This window comes from Tenacibaculum dicentrarchi (genome assembly GCF_964036635.1).
Taxonomy (GTDB): domain Bacteria; phylum Bacteroidota; class Bacteroidia; order Flavobacteriales; family Flavobacteriaceae; genus Polaribacter; species Polaribacter dicentrarchi.
Genome location: NZ_OZ038524.1, coordinates 1215700 through 1232355, shown reverse-complemented (window position 1 = coordinate 1232355; position 16656 = coordinate 1215700). Strand labels below are relative to the sequence as shown.

9 protein-coding genes, 2 rRNA genes and 1 other RNA gene are annotated in these 16656 nt (G+C 33.7%); 1 reads left to right on the top strand and 11 read right to left on the bottom strand.

Going from position 1 to position 16656, the window contains the following annotated elements:
• Window positions 1–38: 38 nt before the first annotated feature.
• From fabG to ABNT14_RS05405, 9 genes are all read right to left on the bottom strand, one after another.
• Entirely contained in the window at window positions 39–785 is a 747-nt protein-coding gene (gene fabG, locus ABNT14_RS05445) for a 3-oxoacyl-[acyl-carrier-protein] reductase (protein ID WP_101903706.1), read from the bottom strand.
• Between the two features lie 455 nt (window positions 786–1240).
• Window positions 1241–1687 (bottom strand): hypothetical protein, encoded by a 447-nt coding sequence (locus tag ABNT14_RS05440; RefSeq protein ID WP_101903705.1) that lies wholly within the window; start codon window positions 1685–1687, stop codon window positions 1241–1243.
• 235 nt (window positions 1688–1922) lie between these two features.
• Window positions 1923–4700 carry a bifunctional aconitate hydratase 2/2-methylisocitrate dehydratase gene (locus ABNT14_RS05435; RefSeq protein WP_101903704.1) on the bottom strand — a complete coding sequence of 926 codons (2778 nt, stop codon included), beginning with the start codon at window positions 4698–4700 and terminating at the stop codon, window positions 1923–1925.
• Window positions 4701–5039: 339 nt separating this feature from the next.
• An RNA gene (rnpB, locus tag ABNT14_RS05430) (RNase P RNA component class A) lies at window positions 5040–5350 on the bottom strand.
• A 462-nt stretch (window positions 5351–5812) separates the two neighbouring features.
• Window positions 5813–6946: a molecular chaperone DnaJ gene (gene dnaJ / locus ABNT14_RS05425; RefSeq protein ID WP_058884993.1), complete on the bottom strand. Its 1134-nt coding sequence runs from the start codon at window positions 6944–6946 to the stop codon at window positions 5813–5815.
• Window positions 6947–7041: 95 nt separating this feature from the next.
• The gene (locus tag ABNT14_RS05420; protein WP_058884992.1) at window positions 7042–7653 is read right to left on the bottom strand and encodes a nucleotide exchange factor GrpE; all 612 of its coding nucleotides are present in this window, start codon (window positions 7651–7653) and stop codon (window positions 7042–7044) included.
• Between the two features lie 110 nt (window positions 7654–7763).
• On the bottom strand, window positions 7764–9077 hold the full coding sequence (gene murA / locus ABNT14_RS05415; protein ID WP_058884991.1) for a UDP-N-acetylglucosamine 1-carboxyvinyltransferase: 1314 nt from the start codon (window positions 9075–9077) through the stop codon (window positions 7764–7766).
• Window position 9078: 1 nt separating this feature from the next.
• Window positions 9079–9732, bottom strand: coding sequence for a DUF4290 domain-containing protein (locus tag ABNT14_RS05410; protein WP_101903702.1), 654 nt, complete (start codon window positions 9730–9732; stop codon window positions 9079–9081).
• A 61-nt stretch (window positions 9733–9793) separates the two neighbouring features.
• Window positions 9794–12130 (bottom strand): ATP-dependent helicase, encoded by a 2337-nt coding sequence (locus tag ABNT14_RS05405; RefSeq protein WP_101903701.1) that lies wholly within the window; start codon window positions 12128–12130, stop codon window positions 9794–9796.
• 167 nt (window positions 12131–12297) lie between these two features.
• Here ABNT14_RS05405 and ABNT14_RS05400 point away from each other — a divergent pair, with 167 nt between their 5' ends.
• Window positions 12298–12810, top strand: a complete 513-nt coding sequence (locus tag ABNT14_RS05400; protein WP_101903700.1) for a hypothetical protein — start codon at window positions 12298–12300, stop codon at window positions 12808–12810.
• Window positions 12811–13490: 680 nt separating this feature from the next.
• On the opposite strand, the gene rrf is transcribed toward ABNT14_RS05400, so the two are convergent.
• Both rrf and ABNT14_RS05390 read right to left on the bottom strand, forming a co-directional pair.
• Window positions 13491–13599: ribosomal RNA gene (gene rrf / locus ABNT14_RS05395) — 5S ribosomal RNA — on the bottom strand.
• Between the two features lie 105 nt (window positions 13600–13704).
• Window positions 13705–16580: ribosomal RNA gene (locus ABNT14_RS05390) — 23S ribosomal RNA — on the bottom strand.
• Window positions 16581–16656 lie beyond the last annotated feature (76 nt).

Sequence of the window (16656 nt, the reverse complement as noted above, 5' to 3'; positions counted from 1 at the left end):
GTAGCAATTTGCTACGCTTTTTTTATTGATTAAATATTTTATGTTAACATTCCTCCGTCAACCGATAATGTTTGTCCTGTAATATACGCACTCATATCCGAAGCTAAAAATACACAAGCGTTTGCAATATCTTTTGGAGTACCTCCTCTTTTTAAAGGAATATCATTACGCCAAGCATCTACCACTTTTTCATCTAATTTTGCTGTCATTTCAGTTTCAATAAAACCAGGAGCAACTACGTTACTTCTAATATTTCTTGAACCTAACTCTAAAGCTACCGATTTAGAAAAACCTAAAATTCCTGCTTTTGAAGCTGCATAATTTGCCTGACCCGCATTTCCTTTTAATCCAACTACTGAACTCATATTAATAATTGAGCCCGCTCGTTGTTTCATCATTGGTCTAATAACAGCTTTTGTTAAATTAAAAACAGATTTTAAATTAACTTCAATAACCTTATCAAAATCAGTTTCTGAAATACGCATTAATAAATTGTCTTTAGTAATACCCGCATTATTTACAAGTACGTCAATTGTTTTAAATTCCTCTAAAACATTTTTTGCTAATTCTTGAGCTGCATCAAAATCAGCTGCGTTAGATTGGTATCCTTTTGCTTTTATACCTAAATTTGTTAATTCATTTTCCAAAGCAGTTGCTGCTTCAACCGATGAACTATAAGTAAACGCAATATTACATCCTTGGTTTGCAAATTCTAATGCTATTCCTCTACCGATTCCTCTAGTAGCTCCTGTAATAATTGCTGTCTTATCTTTTAAAAGTTTCATGTTTCATTATTTTTAATGAAGTCAAATATATAAATAAAACTTATCAAAATACTCTTTTAATTTAACTTCTAAAACTTGTTTCTAATTGTAAATTACCATTTAGTGTATTTTAGTTATAGGCTAAAAAAACTGTTAATAATAATTTTATTCCAAAAATAATCTTAGTTATAGGCTAGAAAATTTGTAGAATACAATCTACACAAATATAATTTTTTTTATTCTTATAATCTCCTTCTGTTTTTAATGAATTTTAAAATTTTAAATTTCATTAAAAAACGGTTTTATCTTTTATCGCTTCGCTGTAAAATAGAATCCGTCAAACTGAATTTATTTCAGTTTCACATCCTGATTTGCCGTATCTGTATTTATTCACTTTATGCGATGCTGAAATAAATTCAGAATAACGAGAGTTTGGTTTTAATTTTTAAATTCTTAAAAGACTATCTTTATTTTTTTTAAATTTCCATTGAATATTGACCTTGTAAATCTTTATCAGAAACATCAACCTTACCTTCTTTTTTAAATAGTTCAAAAATATTATGTTTTTCTCTCTGAAACTCTTTTAATATATCCCGTTTAAGTTTTATTCTTGAGATGTGTGAAAATTTTTTTTCTAATTCAATTTTTGATATTTTAGTTTCAAATTCAATCCTTTTTTGTTTTACATAATATTTTGGAAATCCAAATTGTATAAAACAAATTCCTTTAGCATCAGCATAATTGAACTGATACTCTGCTTCCATTTCTCCAAAAATTAAAACTCCTGATTTACCAAGACTTATAATATCTGTTTGTTCAATATTTTTTCCTTGGAATGCTGTTAATTTTATTTTACCAATATTTCCTTTAAGCCATTTAAATTTTGATGGAAACTCACCTTTTTCATTAATACCAATTTCCATATCTACAATTCGATTAAACTTAATTGAAGAATATTGACTCTGAGTGAAACTAAACAAATACTCGAAAATATATTTACTATTTCTGAAATCGGTAGATATAATTTTTTGAATCTTTTTATCTTCTAATTAGCTTTAAACATCTATTAATTTAGAAAAACAAAAAAACCAATGAAGCGAACTTCATTGGTTTTGATAACTATTATATTAAAATGATTTTTATTAAATCATCCTATAATTATTTCACTAATAATTTATGAGAAGGCTTAAACATTGTTAAGTTGATACCTTTTACCGCTTCAACGTATTCTTCAATCGAAGGAGTTCTTCCTAATATTGTAGATAAAACGACAACTGGTGTTGATGAAAGTAACGATTCTCCTTTTTTCTCTTTAGAATCTTTAACAACTCTTCCTTGAAAAAGACGTGTAGATGTTGCCATTACAGTATCACCAACCGATGCTTTTTCTTGATTCCCCATACAAAGGTTACAACCAGGACGCTCTAAATATAACATGTTTTCGTATTTTGTACGTGCCGATCCTTTAGGGGCATTATCGTCAAATTCGAAACCAGAATATTTTTGTAAAACCTCCCAATCACCTTCTGTTTTTAACTCATCTACAATATTATAGGTAGGTGGTGCAACAACTAAAGGAGCTTTAAATTCAACCTTCCCCTTTTGCTCTTCAATGTTTTTAAGCATTTGAGCCAAAATTTTCATATCGCCTTTATGAACCATACACGACCCAATAAATCCTAAATCTACTTTTTTATCTCCTCCATAAAAAGAAAGCGGTCTAATAGTATCATGCGTATAACGTTTAGAAACATCGTCATTATATACATCAGGATCTGCAATCATTGGCTCATTGATAAGATCTAAATCTACTTCAAATTCTGCGAAATAATTTGCATTTGCATCAGGAGTTAATGCTGGCTTATCACCAGATTTAATTTCTAAAATTCTTTTATCAGCAATATCAATCAATCCTTGAAGAACCTGTTTTTGGTTGTCCATTTTCTTGTCAATCATAATCTGAATTCTACCTTTCGCAATCTCTAAAGATTCGATTAAAGTAGTATCTTCAGAAATACAAATAGAAGCTTTTGCTTTCATTTCTGCAGTCCAATCTGTAAAAGTAAATGCTTGATCGGCAGTAAGTGTTCCTATATGAACTTCAATAATTTTTCCTTGAAAAACATTTTCACCATCAAATTTATCAAGCATTTGAGATTGAGTTGCATGAACAACATCACGAAAATCCATATAGCTTTTCATCTCTCCTTTAAAGGTAACTTTTACCGATTGCGGAATTGGCATAGACGCCTCACCTGTAGCAAGAGCCAGGGCAACGGTTCCTGAATCTGCACCAAAAGCAACACCTTTTGACATTCTTGTATGAGAATCTCCACCGATAATTATTGCCCAATCATCCACAGTAAGGTCGTTTAAAACTTTGTGAATTACATCGGTCATTGGTTTATACTTATTCTCAGGATCTCTTGCAGTTATCAAACCAAAATCATTCATAAACTTCATCAGTCTAGGAATATTTGCTTTTGATTTTTCGTCCCAAACTGAAGCGGTATGACAACCCGATTGGTATCCACCATCAACAATAGGAGAAATTACAGTTGCTGCCATCATCTCTAATTCTTGAGAAGTCATTAGTCCAGTAGTATCTTGTGAACCTACAATATTTACTTCTACACGAACATCAGAACCTGCATGTAAAACTTTACCTGGAGTTGTACCAACAGCATTTTTATTAAATATTTTCTCTACAGCTGTAAGTCCTTGTCCTTCAATTGAAATTTCTTTTGATGAAGCAAATACAGGAATAATATCAGTACCTAATGCTTTTGAAGCAAAGGCTTGTAATTTTTTACCAAATACAACAGCGTAAGACCCTCCAGCTTTTATAAACTCGGCTTTTTGAGGAGTTAATGAAGCGGAAATGTCCATTAATTCTTTATCGCCATTATATAATTTTTTTTCTTTAGTATTTACAGTAAGTACAGTACCTGTAGCTACAGAGTATGCTTCTTTTAAAATAGGTTCTCCATCTTCATCTCTAACAGTATTACCTGCTTCATCTTTTTGTTTAACCCAGTTTTTAAGATCAATACCAATACCTCCAGTTACTCCAACAGTTGTTAAAAAAATTGGAGAAATTCCGTTTGTACCAGCAATAATTGGCGCTATATTTATAAAAGGAACATAAGGACTCGATTTTATACCTGTCCATAAAGCCACATTATTTACACCAGACATTCTAGATGAACCAACTCCCATTGTACCTTTATCGGCAATTAACATCACTCTTTTATCAGGGTGTTGTTTCTGTAAAGCAATCAGTTCTTGTTGTTTCTCTTTATTATGTTCAAACAAACATTGACCATGTAATTCTCTATCAGAACGAGAATGTGCATCACCTCCTGGCGAAAGTAAATCAGTAGAAATATCTCCGATACCTGCTACAAAAGTAACTATTTTAATTTCCTCTTCAATTTCAGGAAGCTTTGTAAAAAACTCAGCTTTAGCATAACTTTCTATAATCTCTTTTGCGAAATTATTTCCGTTTTTGAAAGCATCTTCTAAACGTTCAGTATCTGCTTCGTAAAGAAAAACTTGCGTTTTTAAAACTTCACTTGCTTGTTTTGCTAAAGAAGTATCATTTCCTAAAGCAATATCTAACAATACTTTTATTGAAGGACCTCCCTTCATGTGTGATAATTGTTCGAATGCAAAAGAAGGTGTAATTTCTTTAAGTGTAGTTTCACCTAAAATAATTTCTTTTAAAAATGATGCTTTTACAGTTGCTGCTGCTGTTGTTCCTGGTAATACATTATAGATAAAAAAGTTTAGAGAATCTTCTCTGTATTCATTTTTTACATCTTTAATTTGTGTAATGATTTCGCTTAGTAATTCAGCACCATCAATTGGTTTAGGATGAAGTTCTTGAGTTTTACGAACTTCAATTTCCTTTATATAATCTTTATAAATACTCATAAAAGATTTGTTTTTAATGTTAATGGATTACTGCTAAATCATCTAATTGTTTTATACTTTTTCAGATTTACAATAAATTCCTTTGACCATATCAATGTCAAAGCCCATATATTTCAGTTAATTTTTGCTACACAAAAGTACTATTTTTAACTCAATTTTAAAAGATAAACAATAAAATGACTTAAATACTAAGTTTAAAATAATTTTTTATTTAAAAAAACAATAAATCATAAATACAAGTAACCTAAAATGTTAATTTATTATCAAATTAGCAATTTAACCTAATTGAAAATCCCTTAAAACAACCATTGTTTTAAGGGATTTTTAGTATTAAAAGTTAAAAAAAGCAGACCGTTAAGCTGGATTCTGTTCCTTATAAAATAAGGCTCTTATCATTTATCTAGTTTTACAATTACTCGTAAAATCAATCTGCCTACCCCTTAGAATCGCGCGAGTAGCGCTCGAGCTCTAATGTACATGACATTGCACCGTATAGAGTTTACCTGGTTTCACTACAGCATTACCTGTACATACTTTCTGCTGCACTTGTCCTCGACTTTCATCGGACGGTTACTATCCGCTATACTACTCTGTGGTGTCCAGACTTTCCTACTTATACTAAATATAAGTCGATAAGATTGGTCTGCTTAAATTTTTTATAAAATTCACTTCTTTCATAAAAAAACCCACTCAATAAATTGAGTGGGAAAATTGCTATGAAAAAGAAAAAGTGTCTATAACGTCTTATAGACACTGCAAATATATAACTCTTTTTAAGAACTCACAACATTTTTTACCAAAAAGAAGTATTATTTTAATTATCATGTGTTTTTTTAATCGTAAACACTTAAATATTTCTTGTAAAGAACTAACATTAAACAAGGTAACTAAGACTAATACTATCTATTAAATTATGTAAAAAATATTAAATTTAGTAAAAAAGCCTAGCCCCGATTGAAGCATTTGTTTGAGCTCTTTTTTATTTTTTCTTTTAAAAATAAAAAAAGCGAGTGCGGAAAGCGGGAAATTGCTTCAAATTATTTTAAAAAAATCAGAAATAAAAAAGCCCACTCAAAAAATGAATGGGCTTTTATAATTAAAAAACTGTTTGTCTATGAAAACATATCTTTTACTTTCTCAAAAAATGATTTATCAGATTTTTGAGGGTTTGGGCTAAAGTTATCATCACTTTGCATTTGCTCAAAAAACTTACGCTGCTCTTTGGTTAACTCTTGCGGAGTCCAAACATTAATATGAATTAAGAAATCACCCGTTCCGTAATGCTCTATACTAGGTAATCCTTTTCCTTTTAATCTTAAAATTTTACCAGACTGCGTTCCTGCTTCAATTTTTATTTTTACTTTTCCTGTTACGGTTTCTACTTCTTTCGAAACACCTAAAACTGCTTCAGAAAAATTAACATATAAATCGTGGTGAATATTACTTCCCTCTCTTTTTAAATTCTCATGAGGTATTTCTTCTATCAATACTAATAAATCACCAGAAATAGAATTTTTACCTGGCGCTTCATTTCCTTTTCCACCAACTTTTAATTGTACTCCTTCAGTAACTCCTTCAGGGATATTAATTGAAACAGTTTCTTCTTTAACAATTAAACCTTGTGCATCTGATCCGCTAGGTTTGGTATCTAGCATTTCACCTGCTCCCTGACATGAACTACAGGTAACAGCTTGTTGCATTCTACCTAAAATAGTATTGGTAACACGCATTTGTTGACCGCTACCATTACATGTTGTACAAGTTTTATAAGTAACTCCTTCGGCTTGAACTTTTCTTCGAACTTTTACTTTCTTTTCTACTCCTGTAGCAATTTCTTCTAAAGTAAGTTTTACACGAATACGCATGTTAGATCCTTTTACTCTAGCTTGTCGCTGACGACCTCCGCCGCCAAAACCGCCAAAGCCACCGCCTCCGCCGCCAAAAATATCACCAAACTGACTGAATATGTCATCCATATTCATTCCGCCGCCGCCAAAACCACCACCGCCACCTTGTGGTCCGTCGAATGCTGCATGACCATATTGGTCATAACGGGCTTTTTTATTATCATCACTAAGAATTTCATATGCTTCTGCACATGACTTGAATTTCTCTTCGGCACTTTTATCATCCGGATTTTTATCTGGATGATATTTTATAGCCATTTTACGGTATCCTTTTTTTATTTCAGCTTGTGTTGCTGATTTTGAAACCCCTAATATTTCGTAATAATCTTGTTTTGCCATTTCTAGTCTATTCTGTCATTTTCAATAATTTGAAGCTTTTTATAGCTTCTCCTACACCAAGCAATTCCCTTGAAATGCTACTTATGACGTAGTATTTATGCCTGTCCTACTACAACTTTTGGATGACGGATAATTTTATCACCTAACTTATATCCTTTTTCTACACAATCAATAACTTTTCCTTTTAATTTGTCAGAAGGTGCAGGTATTTGTGTAATTGCTTGATGTACATCAGCATCAAAATCATCACCAGATTTTACCTCTACAGCTGTTAATCCTTTTTGCTCTAAAGTAGCTACAAATTTTTGCTGAATTAATGACATTCCTTTATTTAAACTAGCAATTTCTTTGCTTGCTGCTTTGTCTAATTTTTTAACTTCTTTCTTGTTAGTTTCAGCATGTGCTAAAGCTCTTTCGAAATCATCTAAAATTGGCAGTAAAGCTGTCATTACTTGTTGCCCTGCTGTTTTAAAAAGCTCTACACGTTCTTTAGAAGTACGTTTTTTATAGTTTTCAAATTCAGCAAATAAACGTAAATATTTATTTTTTTCTTCCGCTAATAACTCTTCAGGAGTTGGTACTATTTCATCTTCTTCTTTAGCCTCCACCTCTTTCTCTTCTTGAGATTCTTCTTGGTTGGTTTCTAATTCAGTATTGTCGATAGCGTCTTTTAATTCGTCTTCTTTAGTATATTGATCTTTACTCATTGTAAATAGTTTCTTTAATTTCTTCAGCATACTTTAATCAATAATATTGCCAATAAAAAAATCGTGCCATCTTGACACGATTTTTTTATTTTTATTAGTTTATTTTTTTATTAGTCTTCTATTCTTTCAATTTTTGCACCAATTGATTTTAATCGAGCTTCAATATTTTCATATCCTCTATCAATTTGTTCAATATTATTAATAATACTGGTTCCTTTTGCTGATAAAGCGGCAATTAATAATGAAATTCCTGCACGAATATCAGGCGATGTCATTTTAGTAGCTTTCAAACTTGATTGAAAATTATGTCCTATAACGGTTGCTCTGTGCGGATCGCATAAAATTACTTTTGCGCCCATATCAATTAATTTATCGACAAAAAACAAACGACTTTCAAACATTTTTTGATGAATTAATACCGTTCCTTTTGCTTGAGTAGCTAATACCAAAACAATACTTAATAAATCTGGTGTAAAACCTGGCCAAGGAGCATCGGCTACTGTTAAAATTGAACCGTCAATATAGTTTTGAATTTCGTAACTATCTTGTGCTGGGATAAAAATATCATCGCCTTTTTTATCTAATTGAATTCCTAATTTACGAAACACATTAGGAATTTGTCCTAAGTTTTCCCAGCTAACATCTTTAATAGTCAATTCAGAACGTGTCATTGCAGCAACGCCAATCCAACTACCAATTTCAATCATATCAGGTAATACCCTGTGTTCGCAACCACCTAAAGATTTTACCCCTTCAATCGTTAATAAATTAGAACCAACGCCTGTTATTTTCGCCCCCATTGAGTTCAACATCTTAGATAATTGCTGAATATAAGGTTCGCAAGCAGCGTTGTATATTTTAGTTATTCCTTTTGCTAAAACAGCAGCCATTATAATATTAGCCGTTCCTGTTACAGATGCTTCATCTAATAACATATCAGCACCAACCAATCCATTTTCAGCTTCTACTCCATAAAAATACTCTTCTTTATTATAACGGAATTTTGCACCTAAATTAATAAACCCTTCAAAATGAGTGTCTAAACGACGGCGACCAATTTTATCACCTCCCGGACGTGGAATATATCCTTTTCCAAAACGTGCTAATAAAGGTCCAACAATCATAATAGAACCTCTTAATGAGCTTCCGTCTTTTTTAAATTTAGCAGATTCTAAATAGCTTAAATTAATATTATCAGCTTGAAAACTATACGAATTTGAACTTATTTTTTCAATTTTAACACCTAATTCACCTAAGATGAAAATTAATTTATTAACATCAATAATATCAGGAATATTATTGATAATTACTTTTTCGGCAGTCAGTAAAACGGCACATATAATTTGTAGCGCTTCATTTTTTGCTCCTTGCGGGGTAATTACTCCATTAAGTTTGTGACCACCTTCTATTTTAAATGATGCCATATTATTTTTTTCTATATTTATTATTCGTCGTGTAATTTGATTTTGTCTTAGAAGCGCCTTTATTAGACTGTCCTTGACTACTTCGTTTTCTTAGCAAATTTTTACTTTCTGATAAAACTTCATTTGAATCCCTTAAATCAATATTTTTTTCAGATAAATTATATAAATGTTTAAAGATAATAGCATCATCAACCGTATCTTTATTCCAATTTAAATAACATTTTTTCATATGATTGGCAATCGTAAAAACTAAAGCCTCTCTTTTTTCACCTTCTTCCCAAGTTAAAGCCATGTTAATCATCGTTTGAATATTATTTCCATAATAACGATATTTTGAAGCCGATTTAGGATATGCCATTTTTTCGGGTTTTTCTGTCAATTCTTCTTTCGAAGGAATTTCATAAGGCGATTCTGCATCTAATTTAAAATCGGCAATAATATGTAACTGATCCCAAAGTTTGTGTTTAAAATCGGGTACATCACGTAAATGAGGTTGTAAATTCCCCATTACATCGACAATAGCTTTAGCCATTACATTGCGTTCTTCTTTAGTTTCTAAAGTGATGCAATGATTTACTAATTTTTGTATATGTCTTCCATATTCTGGAATTATTAAGTGATCTCTTTCTGAATTGTATTCTAAATCAAACGTCATTTCTCTGTATATTTACTCTAAATTATGTATGCAAAATAGGTAATTAATCTCAATTAATTGGCTACCCTATTACCTTTAGTTTTGCAAACTGTAATAATAATTTCTTTTTCCCTACGGTACCAAATTTAATTTCAGCTTTCTTATTTGGTCCTTTTCCTTCCAAAGCAATAACTTCACCTGTTCCAAAACGATTGTGCTCTACAAAATTACCAATATTTATTTCTCCCGAAAATAAATTAATAATTGAAGTACTTGTATCTACCTTCATTTTCAACTTACTTTTTGAAGGAATCAGATTTGGTTTTTTTTTCTTAGAAACAAACTCTTTTCGTTGTTTTTGCATCGGTTTTTCAAACCTAACTTTTCTACTAGAAAAATCATCGGCATCAAAAATATCAGAATCCATAAATCTATTACCAAAACCTGTGGGAATTTTAGGCGATAAATATTCTACAAATTCAGGTGCTATTTCCTCTAAAAAACGACTAGGATCTCCATCAGTTAATTTCCCCCATCTATAACGAGTTTTTGCATATGTTAAATAAGCGACTTTTTCAGCTCTTGTTAAAGCTACATAAAACAAACGACGTTCTTCTTCTAATTCGCTACGAGTATTTATACTCATTCCCGAAGGAAATAAACCTTCTTCTAAACCAACAATATACACATACGGATATTCTAAACCTTTTGATAAATGAATTGTCATTAATGACACCATTGGTGTATCATCACTTTCACTATCAAAATCAGTAGCTAAAGCTACATCTTCTAAAAATATGGGTAAAGAAGCATCGTCACCCATTTCAATTTTATCAGTAATAAAATCTTTAATTCCGTTTAATAATTCTTGAATATTTTCAACTTTATTAGCCCCTTCTTGCGTACCATCTTTTTGCAAATCTTGAACTAATTCAATTCTTTTTACTACTAAATCAGCAATTTCAAAAGCATTCATTTTTTGTGCATCTATTTGAAAACGCTGAATCATTTTGGTAAAATTGGCTAATTTATTTTTAGTTCCTGCATTTATTTTTAAATCGATTGTATTTATATTTACTAAAATATCAAAAATTGATTTATTATAATGATTAGCAGCCACAGCTAATTTATCCATCGTTGTAGCTCCAATTCCTCTTGCAGGATAATTAATAATTCGCTTTAAAGCCTCTTCATCATTCGGGTTTATTAAAATACGTAAGTAAGACAATAAATCTTTAATTTCTTTTCGCTGATAAAAAGAGATTCCCCCGTAAATTTTATATTTAATATCTTTTTTACGCAAGGCATCTTCCATGGCTCTTGACTGCGCATTGGTTCTGTATAAAATAGCAAAAGAATCATTAGTTAATTGATGCTCTTCTTTATTCTCTAAAATAGATTTTGCCACAAAACGCCCTTCTTCACCATCCGAAATAGTACGCATTATTTTTATACTTTCACCAGGGTCATTTGCCGTCCAAACTTCCTTATCTAATTTGGTTTTATTTTTATCGATAACACTATTTGCAGCCTCTACAATATTACTTGTAGAACGGTAATTTTGTTCTAGTTTAAAGGTTTTAACCTCAGGATAATCCTTTTGAAAATTCAAAATATTATTAATATTTGCCCCACGAAAGCTATAAATACTTTGCGAATCGTCACCTACCACACAAATATTTTCAAACCGATCAGCCAATGCTTTTACGATTAAATATTGCGAATGATTCGTATCCTGATATTCATCAACCATTATATATTTAAAACGGCTTTGATATTTTGCTAAAACTTCAGGAAAACGAGTTAATAACTCATTTGTTCTTAACAATAAATCATCAAAATCCATTGCTCCAGCTTTGAAGCATCTATCAACATAAGCCTTATAAATATCACCAACTCGAGGTCTTCGAGCCTCTAAATCTGCTTGTTGTAGTTCAGGATTTAAAAAATAAGCACGAACCGTTATCAAGCTATTTTTAAAAGAAGAAATTCTACTTAAAATTTGCTTTGGTTTATACTGCTCTTTATCAAGTTGCATTTCTTTGATAATTGTTGATAATAAACGAACAGAATCTTGCGTATCATAAATAGTAAAATTAGAAGGATACCCTAAACGATCTGATTCCGAACGTAAAATTCTAGAAAAAACAGAATGAAAAGTTCCCATCCATAAATTTTTAGTTTCACTAACACCAACAACCCCGCCAATACGTTCTTTCATTTCACGCGCTGCCTTATTGGTAAAAGTAAGCGATAAAATATTAAAAGAATCGACTCCTTGCTCCATTAAATGCGCAATACGGTAGGTTAAAACCCTGGTTTTACCAGATCCTGCTCCTGCTATAATTATCATTGGCCCATCTTTTTGTAAAACGGCTGCTCTTTGTGGTTCGTTAAGTTGCTGTAAATAAGTATTCAATAGAAAAATTTTGTAAGGATTTTGAAATCGGAAATTTAACCATTCTTTTAGGTTTTATAAAGAATCTATTCCTTTTTTATTGTTAATAATGTAAAAATATAAAAATTGTATTTAAAATTATTTAATTTTGAATTGAGAATTTTAATTATGACTTGTATATTCGCAAAATGGAAGATAAAATTATTCAAGGATTAGCATATGCACTACCTGCTTTAGTAACAGGAGGCGTGGCTTATTTCATATTAGGTGCTTTTATGCAACAAGATCAAAACAAGCAAAAATTTGATGCACTAGTTACTAAAAGAAAAGAAAGTTTACCTATAAAACTTCAATCTTACGAGCGTTTATTATTGTTTTGCGAACGTATAAATCCTTCAAAATTACTAATACGGGTAGCCCCTATTGGCGACAGCACAAATAGTTATCTACAATTATTAATCGCTAATATAGAACAGGAATATGAACACAATATGGTGCAGCAACTATATGTTTCAGACGATAGTTGGAAAGCAGTTTTAACCGCAAAATTAGCTATAATTTCCAATCTTAGAAACAGTTCAGAAACTGCAGAAACTGCAAAAGATTTACGAGAAAGTGTTTTAATTTATTATTCTCAAAATGAAAACCCAACACAAACCTCTATTACATATTTAAAACAAGAAGTAAAACGTTTAATATAATTTTTTATGTTTTTTTATGTTACTTTAAAAAAACTAGTTTGATTTATTAAAAATTCGAGCTAGTTTTTTATATTTAAAAAATATCTTAATTTTTTAAATTTTAATTAAAATCCAATATTACTTTATTTTTTGAACAAATATTTTGATATGAATACAAAGTATATAAAATTAGAGTAAATCCTTTAAATATATATTTAAATAACCTTTTTAAATTTCGAGTTATTTTAACAAAAAATATAAAATAAAACTATTTGCTGTTATAATAATTTTTTGAAGCAATTTCCCGCTTTCCGCACTCGCTTTTTTTTGAAGAAAAATCAAAAAAAGAGCTCAAATAAAGCTTCAATCGGGGCTAGGCATTTTTGCTAATTTTCATAAATCGATATATCAATTATAATTCCACCAATCTCTAGCCTGTTAGTCCGAGTACGAGTAATTTTTGAAGGAAAAAATTAAACAAACGTCATGCTGAATTTAGTTAGCCCAGCATCCCATCAAAAAGGGAACTGTGATAAAACAAAAAAGACCTCACAGGTTTTGAAACCTGTGAGGTCTAACTCACTACTATTTAATAAGAATTTTATTAATTGGGTAAATAAACTAATCTTTATATTTTTTTTAGAAAAACAAAAAAATAAGACACAAAAAAAACCTCAATCTTTATAGATTGAGGTTTCAAAGAAAGGCAACGACCTACTCTCCCACCATTGGCAGTACCATCGGCGCAAATGGGCTTAACTTCTCTGTTCGGGATGGAAAGAGGTGAGCCCCATTGCGATAATCACCTTAAATCGTTTCAGTATATTTCAACTGTATAAGTTAACATATTGGTAAAAATTATATCATAAATTATCAAAAGAGTTTCGCTTGCGCTCGTAAGGGCGCAAGACTTTCTACATAAGCCTATGGGTTATTAGTAATACTCGGCTATGACATTACTGCCTTTACACCTGTATCCTATCAACGTGGTAATCTTCCACGACCCTTTAAAGAAATCTCATCTTGTGGTGGGTTTCGCGCTTATATGCTTTCAGCGCTTATCCCTTCCCAACGTAGCTACTCTGCAATGCTCCTGGCGGAACAACAGATACACCAGAGGTTAGTTCAACTCGGTCCTCTCGTACTAAAGTCAAATCCACTCAAATTTCTAACGCCCACAGCAGATAGAGACCGAACTGTCTCACGACGTTCTGAACCCAGCTCGCGTGCCACTTTAATGGGCGAACAGCCCAACCCTTGGGACCTTCTCCAGCCCCAGGATGTGACGAGCCGACATCGAGGTGCCAAACCCCCCCGTCGATGTGAGCTCTTGGGGGAGATCAGCCTGTTATCCCCGGAGTACCTTTTATCCTTTGAGCGATGGCCCTTCCATGCGGAACCACCGGATCACTATGCTCTACTTTCGTACCTGATCGACCTGTATGTCTCTCAGTCAAGCTCCCTTATGCCATTGCACTCTACGCACGGTTACCAAACGTGCTGAGGGAACCTTTAGAAGCCTCCGTTACTCTTTTGGAGGCGACCACCCCAGTCAAACTACCCACCACGCACTGTTCTCATTGCTGAGTTAGATTCTAGATAAGCAAAGGGTGGTATTTCAAGGACAACTCCACAACGCCTAGCGACGCCGCTTCATAGTCTCCCACCTATCCTACACATTACTTATCCAAAACCAATACGAAGCTATAGTAAAGGTTCACGGGGTCTTTTCGTCCCGCTGCGGGTAATCGGCATCTTCACCGATACTACAATTTCACCGAGCTCATGGCTGAGACAGTGTCCAGATCGTTGCACCATTCGTGCAGGTCGGAACTTACCCGACAAGGAATTTCGCTACCTTAGGACCGTTATAGTTACGGCCGCCGTTTACTGGGGCTTCATTTCATTGCTTCGCCGAAGCTAACAACTCCACTTAACCTTCCAGCACCGGGCAGGTGTCAGGCCTTATACATCATCTTTCAATTTAGCAAAGCCCTGTGTTTTTGATAAACAGTCGCCTGGACCTTTTCACTGCGGCCCATCCGAAGATGGGCGACCCTTCTCCCGAAGTTACGGGTCGATTTTGCCTAGTTCCTTAGCCATGAATCACTCGAGCACCTTAGAATTCTCATCCCAACTACCTGTGTCGGTTTACGGTACGGGTTCTCATAATCTGAAGCTTAGAGGTTTTTCTTGGAAGCCTTTAGGCACACTATCAACGCATCCGAAGATTTGTTGTACTATCACATTTCACCTAGATCAGCGGATTTGCCTACTGTTCTAATAGCTACATGCTTCAACGAACTATTCCGTCAGTTCGCGGTGCTTTCATTACTCCGTCACCCCATCGCAATTATAAGAAGTACAGGAATATTAACCTGTTATCCATCGACTACTCCCTTCGGATTCGCCTTAGGACCCGACTAACCCTCAGCTGATTAGCATCGCTGAGGAAACCTTAGTCTTTCGGTGAGGGGGTTTCTCGCCCCCTTTATCGTTACTTATGCCTACATTTTCTTTTCTATCCGCTCCAGCATTCCTTACAGAACACCTTCGGCGCAAATAGAATGCTCCCCTACCACTTATACAAAGTATAAATCCATAGCTTCGGTAATATGTTTATGCCCGATTATTATCCATGCAAAACCGCTCGACTAGTGAGCTGTTACGCACTCTTTAAATGAATGGCTGCTTCCAAGCCAACATCCTAGCTGTCTAAGCAGTTTCACCTCGTTAGTTCAACTTAACATATATTTGGGGACCTTAGCTGATGGTCTGGGTTCTTTCCCTCTCGGACATGGACCTTAGCACCCATGCCCTCACTGCTGAGTAACATTTTATAGCATTCGGAGTTTGTCAGGAATTGGTAGGCGGTGAAGCCCCCGCATCCAATCAGTAGCTCTACCTCTATAAAACTTTCGCTCAACGCTGCACCTAAATGCATTTCGGGGAGTACGAGCTATTTCCGAGTTTGATTGGCCTTTCACCCCTACCCACAGGTCATCCAAAGACTTTTCAACGTCAACTGGTTCGGTCCTCCACTGTATGTTACTACAGCTTCAACCTGCCCATGGGTAGATCACTCGGTTTCGCGTCTACTACTACTAACTATGGTCGCCCTATTCAGACTCGCTTTCGCTTCGGCTCCGGACCTTAAATCCTTAACCTTGCTAGTAACAGTAACTCGTAGGCTCATTATGCAAAAGGCACGCCGTCACACAGTTAATGTGCTCCGACCGCTTGTAGGCGTACGGTTTCAGGTTCTATTTCACTCCCTTACTTAGGGTTCTTTTCACCTTTCCCTCACGGTACTAGTTCACTATCGGTCTTTCAGGAGTATTTAGCCTTACCGGATGGTCCCGGTGGATTCATACAGGATTACTCGTGTCCCGCACTACTCAGGGTACTGCTATATTATCTTCGATTACCTATACGAGACTATCACTCTCTTTGGTTTGTCTTTCCAGACAATTCTAGTTCTCTTAGATGCTAATGTCGCAGCCCTACAACCCCAACACTGCCGTAACAGTATTGGTTTGGGCTAATCCGCGTTCGCTCGCCACTACTAACGGAATCACTATTGTTTTCTCTTCCTCCGGTTACTTAGATGTTTCAGTTCACCGGGTTTGCCCCCTTGCGGGTAACATGTCTTCAACATGCTGGGTTGCCCCATTCGGAAATCTACGGATTATAAGGTATGTGCCCCTCCCCGTAGCTTATCGCAGCTTATCGCGTCCTTCATCGCCTCTGAAAGCCTAGGCATCCGCCATACGCCCTTATTTAGCTTATTGTACTTTTTGCTCTAAACATTACTGTTTAGAACGAGCTCTTTATAATTATTATTTTTATAAAAATATTGTGTTAATC

Coding starts and splice junctions, on each gene's coding strand:
- fabG (WP_101903706.1), bottom strand. CDS start 785: ATGAAACTTTTAAAAGATAAGACAGCAATTATTACAGGAGCTACTAGA.
- ABNT14_RS05440 (WP_101903705.1), bottom strand. CDS start 1,687: ATGGAAATTGGTATTAATGAAAAAGGTGAGTTTCCATCAAAATTTAAA.
- ABNT14_RS05435 (WP_101903704.1), bottom strand. CDS start 4,700: ATGAGTATTTATAAAGATTATATAAAGGAAATTGAAGTTCGTAAAACT.
- dnaJ (WP_058884993.1), bottom strand. CDS start 6,946: ATGGCAAAACAAGATTATTACGAAATATTAGGGGTTTCAAAATCAGCA.
- ABNT14_RS05420 (WP_058884992.1), bottom strand. CDS start 7,653: ATGAGTAAAGATCAATATACTAAAGAAGACGAATTAAAAGACGCTATC.
- murA (WP_058884991.1), bottom strand. CDS start 9,077: ATGGCATCATTTAAAATAGAAGGTGGTCACAAACTTAATGGAGTAATT.
- ABNT14_RS05410 (WP_101903702.1), bottom strand. CDS start 9,732: ATGACGTTTGATTTAGAATACAATTCAGAAAGAGATCACTTAATAATT.
- ABNT14_RS05400 (WP_101903700.1), top strand. CDS start 12,298: ATGGAAGATAAAATTATTCAAGGATTAGCATATGCACTACCTGCTTTA.